This is a genomic window from Enterobacter sp. MGH120, from assembly GCF_001037725.1.
GTDB lineage: Bacteria > Pseudomonadota > Gammaproteobacteria > Enterobacterales > Enterobacteriaceae > Enterobacter > Enterobacter hormaechei_C.
The window spans coordinates 882,448-903,902 of the sequence record NZ_KQ089940.1 but is presented as its reverse complement, the minus strand read 5'-3'; the positions used below and the strand labels follow the sequence as shown (position 1 = coordinate 903,902).

Here is a 21,455-nt window from a genome sequence, read left to right as displayed (position 1 = left end):
GCAGCACGTTTCCTTTGTTACAAATTCATCCCCTGAATCCCTCAGGGCTGAGTAAACAGCAGCGTCCCTCACTTTCACTTGTAACCCACTAAAGGTCGTTCACTGGCTTTTATGCTCGTCTTACTCAAAGCTACAGGCGCGATATTCTACGTGAAAACAAAGTAAACGGCAGGTCAAACAGAGTATCTTTGCAAATATTTTTTCACATTGGTGTCAAGCGGCTGAGAGGCGGCAAAAAAATCCCCCTGACCGCCCGTCACGCCGCGCTCTGTCAACATCTGCCATTCACTACGTGAACGTACGCCTGTGGCAAATACTTGCGTTTGCGTTCCTTTGCACGCTTCCACCAGGCTTTGTACCAGCAGCTGGTTTTCCGTGCGTTTTTCAATATTCCTTACCAGACCCGGATGCAGCTTCAATAATTCAACATCCAGCTCTTTGATCCAGCGGGTGCTCACCAGCGTCAAACCCGCCTGGGTTACCGCCACGCGAGCCCCAAGCGCATTGATTAAACGCACTACCGGGCGCAACCGGCTGATGTGTTGACCCACATCTGCCTCTGCAAGTTCAAAAATAATGCGTTTGCGTTGCGATTTTTCGCATTGCATTAACGTGTCACGTAACCAGCGCTGGAAACGCGGACGGATCAGCGATTCGACGGTCACCTGTAAAGCCAGATTTTCTTCAGGCCAGTACGATAAAAACGGAATGAGACGGGTGATTTGCTGACGGTCATACTCTTCGGACAATCCGAATTGCAACACCATGGGCAGATATTCCGCGGAGATAACCTCTTCAGTGCCATCAAAAATACGGCACATCAGCTCACGATGATGAACATGACCACTCTTCATGACCGCCGGTTTTTGATAGATGCGTGGTCCCCCCCGGCTCAGCATCTGTTCAATCAGGGTTCGCCAGCGCACGTTGCCGCGCCCTTTCTCCGGCAGCGTATCATCATAGACTGCCCAGCCGTTCGCCCCCTGCAATACGGCGTTACGCGTGGCCGCTTCCGCATGTTCCATCACCTGCTCCGTCGACTGACCGCCGCGCCAGGCACAGATGCCCATATGCACCATATCGTCTCTGTCGAGCATTTTGCTCTGGGGCAGCGCATCGACGGCTTTCAGCAGCTGGCTGGCGATACTCTCGGACTCCTTTAAGGTGCGATGCGGCAGCAAGACGGCAAAATCGCTGCGGTGGTAGCGTGCCAGTAACGCGCCGGGGTAGCGCATAATAAAGGTGGACAGCAGGTTAATCAGCGTAAAGAGGTTCTCTTCCGCCACGCGCTGACCCCAGGTATCACGGAGCAGATCGAAGTCGGGCAGGCGAATCATCATTACCACGCCATGCGTACCCACCTTTTCGGGGTCATCAAGAAGGGTAGCCAGCTGATTATCAAAGAAGAGACGGTTGTTGAGGCCCGTTTTGTTATCCTGCGCGGCGTAAGAGCGAATCAATGTGTCCATACGGCTACGCTGATCGCTGGCAAACTGGATTTCGGAGAGCAACACGTCCAGGGCGCTACTGGTGCGTGATGGCCATTCATAAACCGATCCCCGCACCTGTGGACCCCGTTCGCCATTCAGTATCCGCACGGAGCGTGTTTCCAGCAGTTCCTGGCCGGAAAGTTGACGACGCTGCCAGCGAACGGCGAGGAAAATCAGCAGTACGATAAAGGCAACGGCGATGGTTAAGGGCGCGGTGGTCATAAGCGAGCGTAAATAGTTGCTCATCGGATCCTGGTACATCAGATGAATTGTCATACCCGGATGTTTAAGTGAATTAACCGTGACGTCCCGATACTGTTCTACCGTGCCGGCAGGACGATAGCTGCCCTGGCGGGTATGGCTGAAAACGGTCTGCTTCCCCTGTTTAATGTCGATCTGCACGATATCCACAGGCACCATTAACTCATCCAGCTCACGCGAAAGCGCCGGGAAGGAGGTTGCAATCAGGCGAGTGTCGATAACCGATGCAACCGATTCAACCCGGTTAACCAGCTTATCCTGGATGGCATTGTAAAAGCTCAGCGAGCAGCCGATTAGCGTGACAAATATGGTCAGCCCCGTCAGCAAGGTGATAAAAGCTGAGAACTTCGTCGTTAATCGCATCCTTGAGATTACTCCGTGGGTTGAAGGGGGTGCAAGTGAGCACTAACTTGCATTTCAAATGCGGCATACTACCAAACCTGGCGTATCTGGCAATTTATTGCGTTAAATCGGCACTGCGTTTCATTGAGCGAGTATAGTCATCAGAACATATTTTCCCATCATCAAACCTAGTGAGGACCCAGTATGCAGGCTTTGATCTTAGAACAGCAGGACGGCAAAACCGTTGCCTCAGTGCAAGCCATCGAGGAGAGCCGCCTGCCGGAGGGCGACGTGACCGTAGATATCGACTGGTCCAGCCTGAACTATAAGGATGCGCTGGCCATTACGGGAAAAGGTAAAATCATCCGAAATTTCCCGATGGTGCCAGGAATCGACTTTGCAGGCCGCGTACATACCAGTGAAGATCCACGTTTTCACGCCGGACAGCAGGTGCTGCTCACCGGCTGGGGCGTAGGTGAAAACCACTGGGGCGGACTGGCAGCGCAGGCGCGCGTAAAAGGTGACTGGCTGGTCCCGATGCCGAAAGGCCTGGACGGTCGTAAGGCGATGATCATCGGCACGGCAGGTTTCACCGCCATGCTGTGCGTGATGGCGCTGGAAGAGGCCGGGATCCGCCCTGACTCTGGCGAAATTGTCGTCACCGGCGCCAGCGGCGGCGTGGGCAGCACGGCCGTCACGCTGCTGCACAAGCTGGGGTATCAGGTTGCTGCCGTCTCAGGCCGCGAAAGTACGCATGATTATCTACGTCAATTGGGCGCAAGCCGCATTCTGAGCCGCGACGAATTTGCCGAGACCCGCCCGCTGGAAAAACAGGTCTGGGCTGGCGCAGTAGATACCGTCGGCGACAAAGTGCTGGCGAAGGTGCTGGCGCAAATGAATTACGGCGGCTGCGTGGCGGCCTGTGGTCTGGCGGGCGGTTTTGCCCTGCCGACGACGGTGATGCCATTTATTCTGCGTAACGTGCGTCTTCAGGGTGTCGATTCGGTCATGACCCCAGCCGAGCGGCGAGCTGAGGCCTGGGAACGTCTGGTGCAGGATCTGCCAGCCTCATTCTTTGACCAGAGCGCCACTGAGATTACCCTGAGCCAGGCGCCAGAGTTCGCCAGTAAAATCATGGACAATCAGTTCCACGGTCGTGCGCTGGTTAAAATCGCCTAATCTTCAAATTTTCGTGACATATTCGCGCTAACCCTCCTCCTCCGTCATGCTTAGAAAAACGCCTGACGGAGGATGCCATGAAAACCCGAAAACTGACGGAAGCCGACGTAACGTCTGAATCTGTCTTTATGCTACAGCGCCGCCAGATCCTGAAAATGCTTGGCATCAGCGCCACCGCCCTGACGCTCACCCCTGCGGCCCATGCCGATCTGCTCGACTGGTTTAAGGGCAACGATCGCCCGAAAGCCCCCTCCGGCGCACCGCTTAACTTCACCAAACCGGCGCAGTGGCAGAATAAACTGGCGCTGACGCCGGAAGATAAAGTCACCGGCTATAACAACTTCTATGAGTTTGGTCTCGATAAGGCCGATCCTGCCGCCAACGCCGGGAGCATGAAAACCGATCCCTGGACGCTGAAGATAGATGGCGAGGTGGCAAAACCGCTGACGCTGGATCATCATGACCTCACCACCCGCTTCCCACTTGAAGAACGCATTTACCGTATGCGCTGTGTGGAAGCCTGGTCGATGGTGGTGCCGTGGGTAGGTTTCCCTTTGCATAAACTGCTGGCGCTGGTTGAGCCCACCAGCAACGCGAAGTATGTTTCCTTCCAGACGCGCTACGCCCCGGACGAGATGCCAGGCCAGAAGGATCGGTTTATCGGCGGCGGGCTGGAGTATCCCTACGTTGAAGGTTTACGTCTCGACGAAGCCATGCATCCGCTTACGCTGCTCACCGTCGGGGTTTATGGCAAAGCGCTGCCACCGCAAAACGGGGCGCCCATTCGCCTGACCGTACCGTGGAAATACGGTTTCAAGGGCATCAAATCGATCGTCAGCATTAAGCTCACCCGTGAACGCCCCCCCACCACCTGGAACCTGGCAGCGCCTGACGAGTATGGTTTTTTTGCCAACGTTAACCCGCACGTTGACCATCCGCGCTGGTCGCAGGCGACGGAACGTTTTATCGGCTCCGGCGGCGCGCTGGATGTTAAACGCCAGCCAACGCTGCTGTTTAACGGCTATGCGGATGAGGTGGCATCCCTCTACCGTGGGCTGAATTTACGGGAGAACTTCTAAGTGCGTTTAACGGCAAAGCAGATAACCTGGCTGAAGGTACTCCTGCATTTAGCAGGATTGCTCCCCTTTATCTGGCTCTTCTGGGCAGCCAGCCAGGGACAGTTCAGTGCCGATCCGGCGAAAGATATTCAGCATTTTACGGGTCGGATGGCTCTGAAATTTTTGCTGGCGACCTTGCTCGTCTCACCGCTGGCGCGCTACGCTAAACAGCCATTATTGATACGCACCCGTCGGCTTTTAGGGCTATGGTGTTTTGCCTGGGCGACGCTGCATCTCACCAGCTACGCCCTGCTGGAACTGGGCATTAACAACCTGGCACTCCTTGGCAGCGAACTGGTGACGCGTCCCTATCTGACGCTGGGTATCGTAAGCTGGCTGGTTTTACTGGCGCTGACGCTGACATCCACGCAGTATGCGCAGCGAAAACTGGGTCGACGCTGGCAACTGCTGCACAACTTCGTCTATCTTGCCGCGATCCTCGCCCCGATTCATTACCTGTGGTCGGTGAAGATTTTATCCCCTCAGCCGGTCATCTACGCCCTGCTGGCCCTGGCCCTTTTAGCGTGGCGTTACAAGAAGTTCCGCCAGTGGTTGCGATAGTTCACGAAACTGTGCGTTTTCCCGCAGATTATTTATCAACCGCGAATCTTTTTCGGATAGCGGTTGATAATCTTCCCTGATAAGACCAGTATTTAGCTGCCAAATGCTACGAAATCGTTATAATGTGCGACTTCGGTTTTCCGGACAGGGGTTTTAGGCCTCTGAAAGGGTGACAATTGCGCTTTGAGGGTATATGTTGTTTTTTACCCGAAAATCGCAGGAGATAGCGGCACAATGCCTGACAAATTCCAAATTTTAGTATTGAACGGTCCGAACCTGAACATGCTCGGCACCCGTGAGCCAGAGAAGTACGGCACGCTGACATTGAGCGAAATTGTTAACCGTCTGAGTACGGAAGCAGCCCCGCTGAATGTGGATTTGGACCATTTTCAGTCAAACGCGGAGTACGCAATCATCGACCGTATTCATCAGGCTAAAGACACTGTGGACTATATCCTGATCAATCCGGCCGCGTTTACGCACACCAGTGTTGCTATACGCGACGCACTGCTCGCGGTGAGTATCCCGTTTATCGAGATCCACCTGAGTAACGTGCACGCCCGAGAGCCGTTCCGCCACCATTCCTACCTGTCAGATATCGCCGCTGGCGTGATTTGTGGGCTGGGTGCAGACGGCTATTCATACGCTTTACAGACAGCGGTAAAACGCTTGTCACAATCACACTAAACAAGAGTACGGAACCCACTCATGGATATTCGTAAGATTAAAAAACTGATCGAGCTGGTTGAAGAATCAGGCATCTCCGAACTGGAAATTTCTGAAGGCGAAGAGTCTGTACGCATCAGCCGTGCAGCCCCGGCCGCTAGCTTCCCGGTAATGCAGCAAGCTTACGCTGCGCCAGTGCAGCAGCCTGCGCTCTCCGCAGCCGTTGCACCAGTGGCAGCAGAAGCGGCACCTGCGGCTGCAACAGAAATCAGTGGTCACATCGTACGTTCCCCAATGGTTGGTACTTTCTACCGCACCCCGAGCCCGGACGCGAAGGCGTTCATCGAAGTGGGTCAGAAAGTCAACGTAGGCGATACCCTGTGCATCGTTGAAGCCATGAAAATGATGAACCAGATCGAAGCAGACAAATCAGGTACTGTGAAAGCGATCCTGGTCGAAAGTGGTCAGCCGGTAGAATTTGACGAGCCGCTGGTCGTCATCGAGTAACGAGGCGAACATGCTGGATAAAATTGTTATCGCCAACCGTGGCGAGATTGCACTGCGTATTCTTCGTGCCTGTAAAGAACTGGGCATCAAGACCGTGGCCGTGCACTCAAGCGCGGATCGCGATTTAAAACACGTATTGCTGGCGGATGAGACGGTCTGTATCGGTCCGGCTCCGTCCGTAAAAAGCTATCTGAACATCCCGGCGATCATCAGCGCCGCCGAAATCACTGGCGCGGTCGCGATTCACCCGGGTTATGGTTTCCTCTCTGAGAACGCCAACTTTGCTGAGCAGGTTGAACGCTCTGGCTTTATCTTCATTGGCCCGAAAGCCGACACCATTCGCCTGATGGGTGACAAAGTGTCTGCCATCACCGCGATGAAAAAAGCCGGCGTGCCAACCGTACCGGGCTCTGACGGCCCGCTGACCGACGATATGGATGCTAATCGCGCCCATGCTAAACGCATTGGCTATCCGGTGATCATCAAAGCGTCCGGCGGCGGCGGCGGTCGCGGTATGCGCGTTGTACGCAGCGATGCTGAACTGGCGCAGTCCATCTCCATGACCAAAGCGGAAGCGAAAGCGGCTTTCAGTAATGACATGGTGTACATGGAAAAATACCTGGAAAACCCACGCCACATCGAAATTCAGGTGCTGGCTGACGGTCAGGGCAACGCGATCTATCTGGCAGAACGTGACTGCTCCATGCAGCGTCGTCACCAGAAAGTGGTCGAAGAAGCGCCAGCGCCGGGCATTACGCCTGAACTGCGTCGCTACATCGGTGAGCGTTGCGCCAAAGCGTGTGTCGATATCGGCTATCGCGGGGCGGGTACCTTTGAGTTCCTGTTCGAAAACGGCGAGTTCTACTTCATTGAGATGAACACCCGTATTCAGGTTGAACACCCGGTTACCGAAATGATCACCGGCGTAGACCTGATCAAAGAACAGCTGCGTATCGCAGCCGGTCAGCCGCTGTCCATCAAACAGGAAGAAGTTGTGGTTAAAGGCCATGCGGTAGAGTGCCGTATCAACGCCGAAGACCCGAATACCTTCCTGCCAAGCCCGGGTAAAATCACGCGTTTCCACGCGCCGGGTGGCTTTGGTGTGCGCTGGGAGTCCCATATCTACGCCGGTTACACCGTACCGCCGTATTATGACTCAATGATCGGTAAGCTGATCTGCTACGGCGAAAACCGTGACGTGGCCATTGCCCGCATGAAGAACGCCCTTCAGGAGCTGATCATCGACGGGATCAAAACCAACGTTGATCTCCAGATGCGCATTATGAGCGACGAGCACTTCCAGAATGGTGGGACTAACATCCACTACCTGGAGAAAAAACTCGGTCTGAACGAGAAGTAAGAGACCAGTGTTGCTAAAAGGCCGGATTATCCGGCCTTTTTTATTTCTGGGGATCGCTAAGCCCCATCATGTACAATCCCCGCTTTCTTCATCCACAAGGGACAAAAAATGGACAAACGTTTTGTTCAGGCCCATAAAGAAGCGCGCTGGGCGCTGTGGCTGACCCTTCTCTATCTCGCCGCGTGGTTAGTAACTGCTTACTTACCTGATTCGGCGATTGGCATTACCGGCCTCCCGCACTGGTTTGAAATGGCCTGCCTGCTGCTGCCGCTGGTGTTTATCCTGCTGTGCTGGGCGATGGTGAAATTCATCTATCGCGATATTTCACTGGAGGACGATGATGCAGCTTGAAGTCATTCTGCCCCTTATCGCTTACCTGTTCCTGGTGTTTGGCCTGTCGGTTTATGCGATGCGTAAACGTTCGACCGGCACCTTTCTGAACGAGTATTTCCTCGGGAGCCGCTCAATGGGTGGCGTCGTGCTGGCCATGACGCTGACCGCCACGTACATCAGCGCCAGCTCGTTTATCGGTGGCCCCGGCGCCGCTTATAAGTACGGGCTGGGCTGGGTACTGCTGGCCATGATCCAGCTGCCTGCCATCTGGCTCTCTCTGGGCATACTGGGTAAAAAGTTTGCCATTCTGGCCCGTCGCTACAATGCCGTAACGCTGAACGATATGCTGTTTGCCCGCTATCAGAGTCGCTTGCTGGTATGGCTGGCAAGCCTGAGTCTGCTGGTGGCGTTTATTGGCGCAATGACGGTGCAGTTTATCGGCGGGGCGCGACTGCTGGAGACGGCAGCCGGGATCCCCTATGAGACGGGCCTGGTCATTTTCGGTGTGAGTATCGCGCTGTATACCGCGTTTGGCGGGTTCCGCGCCAGCGTACTCAACGACACGATGCAGGGGATGGTGATGCTCATTGGCACCCTCGTTCTGCTGGTAGGTATCGTGCATGCCGCAGGAGGCCTGAGTCATGCGGTTGAAACCCTGGAAGCGATCGATCCGAAACTGGTCTCGCCGCAGGGGGCGGATGACATCCTCTCTCCAGCCTTTATGACCTCGTTCTGGGTACTGGTGTGCTTTGGCGTGATTGGCCTGCCGCATACCGCCGTGCGCTGCATCTCATATAAAGACAGCAAAGCGGTGCACCGCGGGATCATTATCGGGACAATTGTGGTGGCGATCCTGATGTTCGGTATGCACCTGGCGGGTGCGCTGGGACGCGCGGTGATCCCTGACCTTACCGTACCGGATCTGGTCATTCCAACCCTGATGGTGAAAGTGCTTCCGCCGTTTGCCGCCGGGATTTTCCTCGCCGCACCCATGGCGGCCATTATGTCGACCATCAACGCTCAGTTGCTGCAAAGTTCCGCTACGATCATTAAAGATCTCTATCTGAATTTGCGCCCTGAACAGGTCGAAAATGAGCGACGCCTCAAGCGTATGTCGGCGGTTATTACCCTGGTGCTGGGGGCGTTGCTGCTGCTGGCCGCATGGCGTCCACCGGAGATGATCATCTGGCTGAACCTGCTCGCCTTTGGTGGGCTGGAGGCCGTTTTCCTGTGGCCGCTGGTGCTGGGGCTGTACTGGGAACGCGCGAATGCCGCGGGTGCATTAAGCGGCATGATTGTCGGGGGCGTCCTGTATGCCGTTCTCGCCACGTTTAAAATACAGTATCTGGGCTTCCATCCGATCGTGCCTTCGTTACTGTTAAGTTTACTGGCGTTTGTGGTGGGAAACCGTTTTGGTCGACCGGTGCCACAAACTGCCCTGTTTTCTACTGATAAATAAAGAGTTTTGCCATGCCGTGGATCCAATTAAAACTGAACACAACCGGCGCGAACGCCGAAGAACTGAGTGATGCGCTGATGGAGGCCGGTTCGGTCTCTATCACCTTCCAGGACACGCATGACACGCCGGTCTTTGAGCCGCTGCCAGGCGAAACGCGCCTGTGGGGTGATACGGACGTTATCGGCCTGTTCGATGCAGAAACCGACATGAAAGAGGTCGTGGCGATTCTGGAAAACCATCCGCTGCTGGGCGTGGGTTTCGCGCATAAAATTGAACAGCTGGAAGACAAAGACTGGGAACGCGAGTGGATGGACAACTTCCATCCGATGCAGTTTGGTCAGCGTCTGTGGATCTGCCCAAGCTGGCGTGAAGTTCCCGATAAAAACGCCGTCAACGTGATGCTGGATCCGGGTCTGGCGTTCGGCACCGGCACCCACCCGACAACCTCCCTGTGCCTGCAATGGCTGGATGGCCTGGATCTGGAAGGCAAAACCGTGATCGACTTCGGTTGCGGATCCGGGATCCTTGCTATCGCGGCGCTGAAACTGGGCGCGGCAAAAGCCATCGGGATCGACATCGATCCGCAGGCGATTCAGGCCAGCCGTGATAACGCCGAGCGTAATGGCGTTTCCGATCGCCTTGAACTGTATCTGCCCGATGCACAGCCAGAGGCGATGAAAGCCGATGTAGTGGTCGCGAATATCCTGGCTGGCCCGTTACGCGAGCTGGCGCCGTTAATCAGCGTGCTGCCGGTTGAAGGCGGTCTGCTGGGCCTGTCCGGTATCCTTGCCAGCCAGGCAGACAGCGTCTGTGAAGCCTACGCCGATCTCTTCGCGCTCGACCCGGTGGTCGAGAAAGAAGAGTGGTGTCGCATCACCGGCCGTAAAAAATAAGCGTTTGGCGTGGTCGTCTGACCACGCCTTTTCCCTTCGGTTTTTTCTCCCGCCTTCTTCCTTTCTTCGATAAAATAACCGCACAAATCATAATGTTACTCATTGATTTGGATAATAAAATTCACAGGAAGAATATGATGAAACACATTTCAGGCAAGGCAGCGCTGCTGGCGCTGAGCATGATTTCGGCTACGGCTTACGCATCACACTGGAGTTATCAGGGAGAAGGCGCACCGGAACATTGGGGCGAACTGGACGAGGCGTACAAGACGTGTAAAAGCGGAATGTATCAGTCGCCGGTCAACATAGATAACACGGTCAAAGCCCACATCTCTCCGCTGGAAACGCACTATATCGACGGCCCGGTCATTCTGACAAACAACGGCCATACTATCCAGGCAAGTGAAAATGCCGATACACGCGACAGCATCACGCTTGATAAACAGCGCTGGACGTTACAGCAGTTCCATTTCCATGCGCCATCCGAAAACACGGTGCACGGTAAAAAATACGCAATGGAAATGCATCTGGTCCATAAAAACGCTGACGGCGAACTGACGGTCGTTGCCGTTATGTTCGATCAGGGCGCGGCAAACACTGAACTGGATAAACTCTGGGGCGTGATGCCTGGACAGGTTGACCAGAACGTAACGATTAAGCCAACCCTCGATATGAATAAATTACTGCCCACGGATAAAACCTACTGGCGTTTTAGCGGCTCTCTGACCACGCCACCATGTTCAGAAGGGGTGACATGGCTGGTGCTCAAGCACCCGCTGACCGTCTCTGCTGAACAGCTGCAAAAATTCACTCACACCATGCACCATGAAAACAGCCGCCCGGTTCAACCGCTTCATGGCCGTCTGGTTGTTGAATAAGTCGATTTTTTTACGCTGATATCCTGTGCTGAAATGCGACGCAGATCGCAAAGAAGCGCCATAATCTGCTGCTTATAGCAGCAGATTATCCCGGACAATTTATTCATTTATTCAGAAATGATGAGAAGTTACGGGAAATTGTAAGCGCCCACAAAATGTTCATTTATTCATAACACAATGATTTAAATAGCGAATAATCTTATCCAAAAAGAATGACTGGCGATTCCTTGATCTACAACAGAGGATTGTTCAAAGTTTGGCCTTTCATCTCGTGCAAAAAATGCGTAATATACGCCGCCTTGCAGTCACAGTATGGTCATTTCTTAACTCATGCGCATCGGACACCACCAGCTCAGAAATCGCCTGATCGCAGCCCCAATGGCAGGTATTACCGACCGGCCGTTCAGGACGCTGTGTTACGAGATGGGAGCAGGCCTGACCGTTTCCGAGATGATGTCGTCTAACCCGCAGGTTTGGGAAAGCGATAAGTCCCGCCTACGGATGGTGCACATTGATGAACCAGGTATCCGCACCGTGCAAATTGCCGGAAGCGTGCCTGAAGAGATGGCAGATGCCGCGCGTATTAACGTGGAAAGTGGCGCCCAGATTATTGATATCAATATGGGTTGCCCGGCCAAAAAGGTGAATCGCAAGCTTGCAGGTTCAGCCCTTCTGCAATACCCCGACCAGGTGAAGTCAATCCTGACGGCGGTTGTCAGCGCAGTGGACGTTCCTGTTACGTTGAAGATTCGCACGGGTTGGTCGCCGGAACACCGTAACTGCGTAGAGATTGCCCAACTGGCCGAAGACTGTGGCATTCAGGCCCTGACCATACATGGACGCACTCGCGCCTGTTTGTTCAACGGTGAAGCTGAATACGACAGCATTCGGGCAGTTAAGCAGAAAGTTTCCATTCCGGTTATCGCGAATGGCGACATTACTGACCCGCTTAAAGCCAGAGCTGTGCTCGACTATACGGGAGCTGATGCTCTGATGATAGGACGTGCCGCTCAGGGAAGACCCTGGATCTTTCGGGAAATCCAGCATTATCTGGACACTGGGGAGCTGCTTGCCCCACTGCCTCTGGCAGAGGTTAAGCGCTTGCTTTGTTCGCATGTTCGGGAACTGCATGACCACTACGGCCAGGCAAAAGGGTACCGAATTGCGCGTAAACACGTCTCCTGGTATCTCCAGGAGCACGCTCCAAATGACCAGTTTCGGCGCACATTCAACGCCATTGAGGATGCCAGCGAACAGCTGGAGGCGTTGGAGGCATACTTCGAAAATCTTGCGTAATGAAATAAAGAGCTGACAGAACTATGTTCGAACAACGCGTAAATTCTGACGTACTGACCGTTTCTACCGTTAACTCTCAGGATCAGGTGACTCAAAAGCCCCTGCGTGACTCGGTTAAACAGGCACTGAAGAACTATTTTGCTCAACTGAACGGTCAGGATGTTAATGACCTGTATGAGCTGGTACTGGCTGAAGTTGAACAGCCACTGTTGGACATGGTGATGCAATACACCCGTGGTAATCAAACCCGCGCTGCCCTGATGATGGGCATCAACCGTGGTACCCTGCGTAAGAAACTGAAAAAATACGGCATGAACTAATTTCGATTAGCTAACTGCTTGTTTAAAAAGGCGCTCTTCGGCATGGGGAAGCGCCTTTTTTATCGTCCGGACGGGCAACCGTCAATGCTTTGTAAACCTTCTCTTTCCCCACTTTTCAACGCCCGCTTTTCGTGTATATTTCCAGCAACTTACAGGCTCTCTTTTCACGGAATGACACATGATTCGTAAATACTGGTGGCTGGTCGTTTTTGCTGTCTCTGTTTTCATTTTTGATGCGCTGCTGATGCAGTGGATTGAACTGATGAGCACCGAAACCGATAAATGTCGCAATATGAATTCCGTGAACCCGCTTAAACTGGTCAACTGCTCAGAGCTGGACTAACCGCTTCCATCCTGTCCCCCCCCCTGTTATCACTCAATAAAAACAGGGATTTAAATCACTTTTCGTCATTTCCTGACGATGATAATGTCTGTGCCCTTTCCAACCGCTCTTGCTTAACGTCTCACAACGAGTGAACAGACCATGCTGGTTAGCCAATACAACCAAATCCTCGTAGTCATCTCCTTTGTTGTTGCCATTCTTGCCGCCTATACCGCGCTGAATATGGCTGCGCGCGTTGCCGGAAGCCAGGGCATCGCTGCACGCGTCTGGCTGGCAGGTGGCGGTGTTTCGATGGGGATTGGCGTGTGGGCGATGCATTTCATCGGTATGCTGGCGATGGATCTTTCCATGAGCATGAGTTACAACGCGGTCCTGACCGTGCTTTCGATGGTTATCGCCATCAGCTCGTCAATGTTTGCCCTGTGGCTCGTTAGCGGCGAGCAGCTACGTTTGCGCCGGCTGCTGCCTGGCGCCGTCGTGATGGGAACGGGCATTGTTGCCATGCACTACACTGGTATGGCAGCCCTGGAGGTCACACCGGGTATTGTCTGGGATAAAACGTGGGTGGCTATCTCCGTGGTCATTGCCCTTGCCGCTTCACTGGCCGCTCTTTGGCTGACGTTCCGTTTACGTCAGGAAGCCGCACGAATGGCGTTGATGCGGCTGGGGGCGGCGATCACCATGGGCATCGCTATCGCTGGCATGCATTACGCCGGCATGGAAGCAGCACAATTTCCAATGTCGACGATGGTCCACCATCATGGCATTAACGGGAGCTGGCTGGCGATACTGGTTAGCGTGGTCGCGCTCGCTATTCTGGGGATTACGCTGCTGGTGTCGATGTTCGATGCCCGCCTTCAGGCTCGTACCTCGCTGCTGGCCTCATCACTGGCAGAAGCTAATCGTGAACTCGCACAGCTGGCGTTACATGATACGCTGACGCGATTACCCAATCGTATTCTGCTTGAGGATCGCCTCGATCAGGCCATCAGCAAGGCCGATCGCGAAGGAAGCCCTTTCGCGCTGATGTTTATGGATCTTGATGGCTTTAAAACCGTCAACGATGCCTATGGTCATGATGTCGGTGACAAGCTTCTGGTTGCGGTGACTCAGCGTTTGCTGTTGCAGTTGAAAGGTCAGTATACGCTGGCGCGTATCGGTGGGGATGAATTCGTCCTGCTGGCCGAAACCGCCACTCCGGATGATGCTGCCTCACTGGCAAATTCACTGGTGCGCGTCATTGATAGCCCGTTCCATCTCGATCCTTATGAACTGATGGTCACCCTGAGCATTGGCATTGCGCTCTATCCACACGATGGCAAAACCGATCGTGAACTGATGTTTAACGCTGATGCTGCGATGTACCACACGAAACATATGGGTCGTAACGGCTATCACTTCTTCCAGCCGTCAATGAATACGCTGGCGCAGACGCATCTACAGCTGATGAATGATCTGTGGCAGGCCATCGACCGTAATGAGTTACGCCTGCTTTATCAACCTAAATTCCACGCTCCTGCCGGGCCAGTCCTCGGGTTCGAAGCGCTGTTACGCTGGCAGCATCCCAAACAGGGGTTACTCTCCCCTGACCTGTTTCTACCGCTGGCAGAGAAAACGGGGCTGATTATTCCGATTGGAAACTGGGTAATCGACGAGGCCTGCCGCCAGCTGCATGAATGGCATCTTCAGGGCCACACGGACTGGTCAATGGCGGTGAATCTTTCTACATTGCAGTTCGAACAGCCGTCGCTGGTTAAAACAGTTCTCGATTGTCTGACGCGCCATAGCGTACCACCCGGCATGTTGATCCTGGAGGTGACCGAAACCACGGCAATGAACAATCCGGACGAAAGCGTTCGTGTCCTGACAGCGCTGACGGATGCGGGAGTAAAAGCCTCGATAGACGATTTTGGCACCGGTTACTCAAGCCTTCTGTATCTTAAGCGACTCCCCGCCTGCGAGTTGAAAATCGATCGTGCTTTTGTGAAAGAGTTAAGTGGTGAGAGCGAAGATGCGACGATTGTCTCGGCGATTGTCGCCCTGGCAAAAACGCTGAATCTGAAGGTCGTGGCGGAAGGGGTCGAAACCGCAGCGCAGCAAACCTTTCTGACAGAACTGGGATGCAATACGCTACAGGGTTACCTGCTGGGCAAACCGATTACCGCGCAAGCTATTATGGAACAGTGCCAGCACGGGGAGATGTCGCCACCCCGGACGCGGTCATGAGGCTGTATCGTAAACCACTGGCGCCACTCGGGTGATATTTAGTGTCGCCAGAATATTATCCACCAGCGCCGGTGCTTGTTTGTACAGATTAAAATTGTTGCTATCCATTAACCAGTTTTTAATGACACCGCTAAAAAAGGCGTGGAAAACAATCAGCGCCAGTTCAATATTGGTTTGCGAAGAGATAACGTTACGAGCAATGCATCGCTTTAGCGTCTTGCGAAGATAATCATCGTTTAAACCGATCCGCTTGCGTATTTCACATTCTGAAATCACATCGTCATGAAATTCACACTTATGATACAAAATTTGTAAAAGCGCATATTGCCGCGGCTCGCTCGCAATATATTGCAGTGCGACAATAAATTGTTCACGAAGCATTAACAAAGGGTCGTCATTTTCGGAAAGTATTAACCTGTCACGAATCATCTCACGCATCGGCAATTGCTGATCCCATATTGCAGTAAATATTTCCGCTTTACTCGAGAAATGCCAGTAAACCGCCCCGCGAGTGAGTTGAGCAGCATCGGCGATGTCGGTAAGCGTGGTGCTGGACACGCCACGCGTCGCGAATAGCCCGATAGCGGCTTCAATCAGCTGCTGGCGGGTCTTTTGAGCCTCTTCTTTCTTTTTGCGCGCCATAACCTGCTACTCATTACTCATAAGATTGATACGTTATCAAAGGATATTGCCGTGGTCGTGTAGTCAAAATATTAACCAAAACCCGTGTTAATTTTGCACAAAAAAAGTCAATTCATTTAATTTATAATTCACGTGAATAAATCGAATACATAAAATTCATAAAATATATGAATAGCATTCACCGAAAACATTTCGTTGATTATCCTGACAGAAAAAGAATGCCGAATGCACTGTGTCAGATTCCGATTTTTACTTTTAAAAGCTCCATCAGCACTTATAAATTAAAAAACATTAAACACCCTCATTATTATACGCGGCTACATTTCTATTTTTTGCCTCACACCCTTTCACCGATTCATGGCATATATCGGCTCAAGGGTAGTTTAAGGAACAGTAATGACGAATCACTTCAGATGCTTACCCTTATCCGGTTTCATTGTCTGTGCCGCGCTGCTCACCGGGTGCGATGGGCAAGAAAACCCACAGCAGCATGCGCAAGCTCCTCAGGTCAGTGTTCATATTGTTAAAAGCGCGCCACTGGCCGTAACGACAGAATTGCCCGGCAGAACTGACGCGTATCGTGTTGCGGAGGTTCGTCCTCAGGTAAGTGGTATCATTCTGCACCGTAATTTTACCGAAGGCAGCGACGTTAAAGCGGGTGAATCCCTTTATCAAATCGATCCGGCCACCTATCAGGCAGCCTACGACAATGCGAAAGGTGAACTGGTAAAAGCACAGGCGGCGGCGAATATCGCCCATCTGACGGTGAAACGTTACGTTCCGCTGGTTGGTACGCAATATGTGAGCAAGCAGGAGTACGATCAGGCGGTGGCAACTGCCCAGCAGGCGGATGCGAGCGTGGTTGCCGCGAAGGCTGGCGTTGAAAGCGCGCGGATCAACCTGGCCTATACGAAAGTCACATCCCCAATCAACGGGCGTATAGGTAAATCCAGCGTCACCGAAGGGGCGTTAGTCACTAATGGCCAGGCAACTGCACTGGCGACGGTTCAGCAACTCGATCCCATTTATGTCGATGTGACGCAATCCAGCAGCGATTTTATGCGCCTGAAGCAGCAGACGAGCCTGCAAAAGGGAGACACCAGCAGCGTCGAGTTGCTGATGGAAAATGGCCAGCCTTATCCGCTGAAAGGGACGCTCCAGTTCTCTGATGTCACGGTAGATGAAAGTACCGGCTCAATCACCCTTCGCGCCCTCTTCCCTAACCCACAGCATATGCTGTTACCGGGTATGTTTGTCCGTGCGCGCATCGATGAAGGTACGCAACCTGATGCCATTCTGGTTCCTCAGCAGGGGGTAACCCGTACACCACGCGGAGATGCCACCGTGCTTGTGGTAAATGAGAAAAACCAGGTGGAATCACGCACTGTCGTTGCACCGCAGGCGATTGGCGATCGCTGGCTGATCACGGAAGGCCTCAAAAACGGCGACCGCGTCATTATCAGCGGCCTGCAAAAAGTTCGCCCTGGCGTCACCGTCGTGGCTATTCCTGATACCGCAGCGACTCCAGCCAGTTAAGGAATAACGACATGGCTAATTTCTTTATTCAACGGCCTGTTTTCGCCTGGGTACTCGCCATCATTCTGATGATTGCGGGCGGGCTGGCCATTTTAAAACTACCGGTCGCGCAATATCCGACCATTGCGCCGCCGGCGGTTGCGGTGACAGCAACCTACCCGGGCGCTGATGCCCAGACGGTACAGGACACCGTCACTCAGGTTATCGAACAGAACATGAACGGTATCGATAATTTGATGTACATGTCGTCCACCAGTGATTCCGCTGGTAACGTCACCATTACGCTGACGTTCGAGTCGGGTACAGATCCTGATATTGCGCAGGTGCAGGTTCAGAACAAACTCCAGCTCGCCATGCCGCTGCTGCCACAAGAAGTGCAGCAGCAGGGGATCGGCGTGGAGAAATCCAGCAGCAGCTTCCTGCTGGTTGCAGGCTTTGTGTCGGACAATAAAAACCTCACGCAGGATGATATCTCCGACTATGTCGCTTCTAATGTAAAAGATGCGATCAGCCGTACTTCCGGCGTCGGTGACGTGCAGCTGTTCGGTGCCCAGTATGCAATGCGCATCTGGCTGGACAGCAACGCGATGAACAAATATCAGCTCACGCCGCTGGATATCATTAACCAGCTAAAAACGCAGAACGACCAGATTGCTGCGGGCCAGTTGGGCGGAACACCGTCCGTACCTGGGCAGCAACTGAACGCCTCAATTATTGCTCAAACGCGTCTGAAATCGCCGGAGGAGTTTGGTCGTGTGACGCTGAAGGTGAACCAGGACGGTTCAATGGTCCACCTGAAAGATGTGGCCCGCATTGAGCTGGGTGGCGAAAACTACAACATGGTCACCAAAATCAATGGCCAGGCAGCAACGGGGCTGGGGATCAAGCTGGCGACTGGCGCAAACGCGCTGGATACCGCTGCCGCCATCAAGAGTAAACTGGCGCAGTTGCAGCCCTTCTTCCCTCAGGGCCTGAAAGTCGTGTATCCGTACGACACCACACCTTTCGTGAAGATCTCAATCCATGAGGTGGTGAAGACACTGTTTGAAGCGATTGTTCTCGTGTTCCTGGTGATGTACTTGTTCCTGCAAAACCTGCGGGCAACGCTTATTCCGACGATCGCCGTGCCCGTGGTGTTACTGGGCACCTTTGCGGTACTGGCTGCGTTCGGGTTCTCCATTAACACCCTGACGATGTTCGGGATGGTATTGGCGATAGGTCTGCTCGTCGATGACGCCATCGTGGTGGTCGAGAACGTAGAACGCGTCATGGTTGAGGACAAGCTGCCGCCAAAAGAGGCGACGCAGAAGTCGATGGAGCAAATCCAGGGCGCTCTGGTGGGCATTGCCATGGTGCTTTCGGCGGTATTTATTCCGATGGCATTCTTTGGTGGTTCAACCGGGGCTATCTATCGTCAGTTCTCGCTGACCATTGTCTCCGCGATGGCCTTGTCGGTACTGGTGGCGTTGATATTAACGCCTGCTCTTTGTGCCACGCTGCTCAAACCGGTTTCCAGCGAACATCATGAAAAGAAAGGTGGTTTCTTCGGCTGGTTTAACGCGCTCTTTGATAAGAGTGTGGAGCACTACAGCAACAGCGTAAGCGGCATTTTACGTAAGACCGGCCGCTATCTGCTGGTTTACGTCATCATCGTCGGCGGCATGGCAGTTCTGTTCCTGCGCCTGCCTTCCTCCTTCCTGCCGGAAGAGGATCAGGGGGTGTTTATGACGATGGTTCAGTTGCCGGCAGGGGCGACGCAAATGCGTACTCAGCAGGTACTCGATCAGGTTCAGGATTATTACCTGACGAAAGAGAAAGCGAACGTTGAATCGGTCTTTACCGTAAACGGTTTTAGCTTTAGCGGACAGGGGCAGAACTCCGGTATCGCTTTCGTCAGCCTGAAGCCATGGGAAGAACGTCCGGGCAAGGAAAACGGCGTTGAGGCGATTGTCAGCCGCGCGACGAAAGCGTTCAGCCAGATCAAAGACGGTCTTGTATTTCCGTTTAACCTGCCTGCCATTATTGAACTGGGTACCGCAACAGGCTTTGACTTTGAACTGATTGACCAGGCAAACCTGGGGCATACGCAGTTAACCCAGGCGCGTAACCAGCTGCTGGGCATGGTGAGAGAACATCCTGACTTACTGGTTCGCGTGCGTCCTAATGGACTGGAAGATACGCCACAGTTCAAGCTGGACGTCGATCAGGAGAAGGCACAGGCGCTGGGTGTGAGCGTGTCTGACGTCAATCAGACGATTTCAACAGCGCTGGGTGGCACCTATGTGAACGACTTTATCGATCACGGACGGGTGAAAAAAGTTTATGTCCAGGCTGATGCTCGCTTCCGTATGTTACCCGGAGACATTAACGGCCTGTATGTGCGTAGCGCTAACGGCGAAATGGTGCCTTTCTCTGCCTTTAGCAGCTCTCACTGGGTGTACGGTTCACCGCGTCTGGAACGTTACAATGGGATGCCATCAATGGAGATCCTCGGTGAGTCTGCCCCTGGCAAAAGTACCGGTGAGGCAATGGCGTTGATGGAAAGCCTTGCGTCAAAACTGCCTTCCGGCATCGGCTACGACTGGACGGGGATGTCTTATCAGGAACGACTTTCCGGGAATCAGGCTCCGGCGCTGTACGCCATCTCACTGATTGTGGTGTTCCTGTGTCTGGCGGCCCTCTATGAAAGTTGGTCAATTCCCTTCTCGGTCATGCTGGTTGTGCCGCTGGGGGTGATCGGCGCGCTTCTGGCTGCATCAATGCGAGGGCTGAACAATGACGTTTACTTCCAGGTTGGTCTGCTTACGACAATTGGTTTATCAGCCAAGAACGCCATACTGATCGTTGAGTTCGCCAAGGATCTCATGGATAAAGAAGGCAAAGGGATTATCGAAGCCACGCTTGAAGCCTCGCGTATGCGTCTGCGTCCTATCCTGATGACTTCCCTGGCATTCATCCTTGGTGTTATGCCTCTGGTCATCAGCAGCGGTGCTGGTAGTGGGGCACAAAATGCGGTCGGGACGGGCGTGATGGGCGGGATGCTGTCAGCCACCCTGTTGGCCATTTTCTTTGTTCCTGTTTTCTTTGTGGTTGTCCGGAGACGGTTTACAAAGCACAAGGATTAATGAAAACCATAAAGGCACCTCTGGTGCCTTTTTTATTTCCTGAAAACAATGTAAAAACACTTCCCCTCTTCACATTTCCTCCATTAATAATCAGTGCCCGCGCTTTTTTCTTCATAATTTTTACAATCCACACAAATTGAGATTATTCCCCGTGCTGCATGGTATTAGTGCGGTGGTAAAATAATCATCAGTTCGTTAATTGCTGTATCGGCTCTTTAGCGAATAAGCGATCATATTGAGGTAACATCATGAAAAGATTCCTTTCCGTTGCACTTCTCGCTGCGCTGCTTGCTGGTTGCGCGCACGACTCTCCATGTGTACCGGTATACGACGATCAGGGGCGACTGGTTCACACCAATACCTGTATGAAGGGCACTACCCAGGATAACTGGGAAACAGCAGGTGCGATTGCTGGTGGCGCCGCGGCAATCGCTGGCCTGACACTCGGTATTGTCGCCCTGACTAAATAAGGCTTCTAAAAGCGCGGCCATCGCCGCGCTTTTATTTTTCCCTGATATAAGGAACGTATATTCCTCATCACGAATAGCATCAGATATTAATTAAATTCAATACGCTACCTTACTCCCCGCTATACCCCATACCTGTACATAACATTTAATTGATTTAACGCTGCTGCGAGCCAGCATAATGCATTCCACAACTTCAGTTTCAGTAGGGTAAAACGCTTTAATACGTCCGTAAGGTATTAATGGCGACAGCAGGAATATCGAATGAGGGAATTGGTTTGGCTGGAGCGATAACGCAAAAAGGCCATCCTTTCGGATGGCCTTTCTACTTGTTTGATGTCTGGCAGTTCCCTACTCTCACATGGGGAGACCCCACACTACCATCGGCGCTACGGCGTTTCACTTCTGAGTTCGGCATGGGGTCAGGTGGGACCACCGCGCTAAAGCCGCCAG

General features: G+C 53.2%; 19 protein-coding genes and 1 rRNA gene. 17 read left to right on the top strand and 3 right to left on the bottom strand.

Features of this window, described 5'->3' with window-relative positions; all coding sequences use genetic code 11:
• Nucleotides 1-173 precede the first annotated feature (173 nt).
• The gene (gene csrD, locus SK54_RS04280; protein WP_015572014.1) at nucleotides 174-2,114 is read right to left on the bottom strand and encodes an RNase E specificity factor CsrD; all 1,941 of its coding nucleotides are present in this window, start codon (nucleotides 2,112-2,114) and stop codon (nucleotides 174-176) included.
• A gap of 183 nt (nucleotides 2,115-2,297) precedes the next feature.
• Here csrD and SK54_RS04275 point away from each other — a divergent pair, with 183 nt between their 5' ends.
• The 14 genes from SK54_RS04275 (at nucleotide 2,298) to SK54_RS04210 (ending at nucleotide 15,232) form a co-directional block, all read left to right on the top strand.
• Nucleotides 2,298-3,272: an acrylyl-CoA reductase (NADPH) gene (locus SK54_RS04275; protein ID WP_017382706.1), complete on the top strand. Its 975-nt coding sequence runs from the start codon at nucleotides 2,298-2,300 to the stop codon at nucleotides 3,270-3,272.
• A 77-nt stretch (nucleotides 3,273-3,349) separates the two neighbouring features.
• Nucleotides 3,350-4,351, top strand: coding sequence for a protein-methionine-sulfoxide reductase catalytic subunit MsrP (gene msrP, locus SK54_RS04270; RefSeq protein WP_015572016.1), 1,002 nt, complete (start codon nucleotides 3,350-3,352; stop codon nucleotides 4,349-4,351).
• Nucleotides 4,352-4,951: a protein-methionine-sulfoxide reductase heme-binding subunit MsrQ gene (msrQ, locus tag SK54_RS04265; protein ID WP_048246790.1), complete on the top strand. Its 600-nt coding sequence runs from the start codon at nucleotides 4,352-4,354 to the stop codon at nucleotides 4,949-4,951.
• A 234-nt stretch (nucleotides 4,952-5,185) separates the two neighbouring features.
• Nucleotides 5,186-5,638, top strand: a complete 453-nt coding sequence (gene aroQ / locus SK54_RS04260) for a type II 3-dehydroquinate dehydratase (protein WP_032649680.1) — start codon at nucleotides 5,186-5,188, stop codon at nucleotides 5,636-5,638.
• A gap of 21 nt (nucleotides 5,639-5,659) precedes the next feature.
• A complete protein-coding gene (gene accB, locus SK54_RS04255; protein WP_015572018.1) occupies nucleotides 5,660-6,124 on the top strand; it encodes an acetyl-CoA carboxylase biotin carboxyl carrier protein in 465 nt (154 codons plus the stop codon).
• A gap of 10 nt (nucleotides 6,125-6,134) precedes the next feature.
• Complete coding sequence (accC, locus tag SK54_RS04250) at nucleotides 6,135-7,484, top strand: acetyl-CoA carboxylase biotin carboxylase subunit (RefSeq protein WP_003860388.1); 1,350 nt, start codon at nucleotides 6,135-6,137, stop codon at nucleotides 7,482-7,484.
• 108 nt (nucleotides 7,485-7,592) lie between these two features.
• Entirely contained in the window at nucleotides 7,593-7,835 is a 243-nt protein-coding gene (locus SK54_RS04245; RefSeq protein WP_003860385.1) for a YhdT family protein, read from the top strand.
• Complete coding sequence (gene panF / locus SK54_RS04240; protein ID WP_048246788.1) at nucleotides 7,825-9,276, top strand: sodium/pantothenate symporter; 1,452 nt, start codon at nucleotides 7,825-7,827, stop codon at nucleotides 9,274-9,276. The genes SK54_RS04245 and panF overlap by 11 nt, the downstream gene beginning before the upstream one ends.
• An 11-nt stretch (nucleotides 9,277-9,287) precedes the next feature.
• Entirely contained in the window at nucleotides 9,288-10,169 is an 882-nt protein-coding gene (prmA, locus tag SK54_RS04235) for a 50S ribosomal protein L11 methyltransferase (RefSeq protein WP_015572021.1), read from the top strand.
• A 137-nt stretch (nucleotides 10,170-10,306) separates the two neighbouring features.
• Nucleotides 10,307-11,047 carry a carbonic anhydrase gene (locus SK54_RS04230; protein ID WP_017382702.1) on the top strand — a complete coding sequence of 247 codons (741 nt, stop codon included), beginning with the start codon at nucleotides 10,307-10,309 and terminating at the stop codon, nucleotides 11,045-11,047.
• Nucleotides 11,048-11,377: 330 nt separating this feature from the next.
• The gene (gene dusB / locus SK54_RS04225; protein WP_015572023.1) at nucleotides 11,378-12,343 is read left to right on the top strand and encodes a tRNA dihydrouridine synthase DusB; all 966 of its coding nucleotides are present in this window, start codon (nucleotides 11,378-11,380) and stop codon (nucleotides 12,341-12,343) included.
• 23 nt (nucleotides 12,344-12,366) lie between these two features.
• On the top strand, nucleotides 12,367-12,663 hold the full coding sequence (gene fis, locus SK54_RS04220) for a DNA-binding transcriptional regulator Fis (protein ID WP_000462905.1): 297 nt from the start codon (nucleotides 12,367-12,369) through the stop codon (nucleotides 12,661-12,663).
• Between the two features lie 178 nt (nucleotides 12,664-12,841).
• On the top strand, nucleotides 12,842-13,006 hold the full coding sequence (locus SK54_RS04215) for a DUF2556 family protein (protein WP_003860373.1): 165 nt from the start codon (nucleotides 12,842-12,844) through the stop codon (nucleotides 13,004-13,006).
• A 141-nt stretch (nucleotides 13,007-13,147) separates the two neighbouring features.
• On the top strand, nucleotides 13,148-15,232 hold the full coding sequence (locus SK54_RS04210; protein WP_017693890.1) for a putative bifunctional diguanylate cyclase/phosphodiesterase: 2,085 nt from the start codon (nucleotides 13,148-13,150) through the stop codon (nucleotides 15,230-15,232).
• On the opposite strand, the gene envR is transcribed toward SK54_RS04210, so the two are convergent.
• Nucleotides 15,227-15,874, bottom strand: a complete 648-nt coding sequence (gene envR, locus SK54_RS04205) for an acrEF/envCD operon transcriptional regulator (protein WP_048246786.1) — start codon at nucleotides 15,872-15,874, stop codon at nucleotides 15,227-15,229. The genes SK54_RS04210 and envR overlap by 6 nt on opposite strands.
• A 396-nt stretch (nucleotides 15,875-16,270) precedes the next feature.
• Between envR and SK54_RS04200 the strand changes: the two genes are divergently transcribed.
• From SK54_RS04200 to SK54_RS04190, 3 genes are all read left to right on the top strand, one after another.
• Entirely contained in the window at nucleotides 16,271-17,410 is a 1,140-nt protein-coding gene (locus SK54_RS04200) for an efflux RND transporter periplasmic adaptor subunit (RefSeq protein ID WP_015572026.1), read from the top strand.
• Nucleotides 17,411-17,421: 11 nt separating this feature from the next.
• Nucleotides 17,422-20,535: an efflux RND transporter permease subunit gene (locus tag SK54_RS04195; protein ID WP_017693888.1), complete on the top strand. Its 3,114-nt coding sequence runs from the start codon at nucleotides 17,422-17,424 to the stop codon at nucleotides 20,533-20,535.
• Between the two features lie 248 nt (nucleotides 20,536-20,783).
• On the top strand, nucleotides 20,784-21,005 hold the full coding sequence (locus SK54_RS04190) for a lipoprotein (protein WP_003860364.1): 222 nt from the start codon (nucleotides 20,784-20,786) through the stop codon (nucleotides 21,003-21,005).
• Between the two features lie 335 nt (nucleotides 21,006-21,340).
• Here the strand turns inward: SK54_RS04190 and rrf are convergent.
• A 5S ribosomal RNA gene (rrf, locus tag SK54_RS04185) occupies nucleotides 21,341-21,455 on the bottom strand.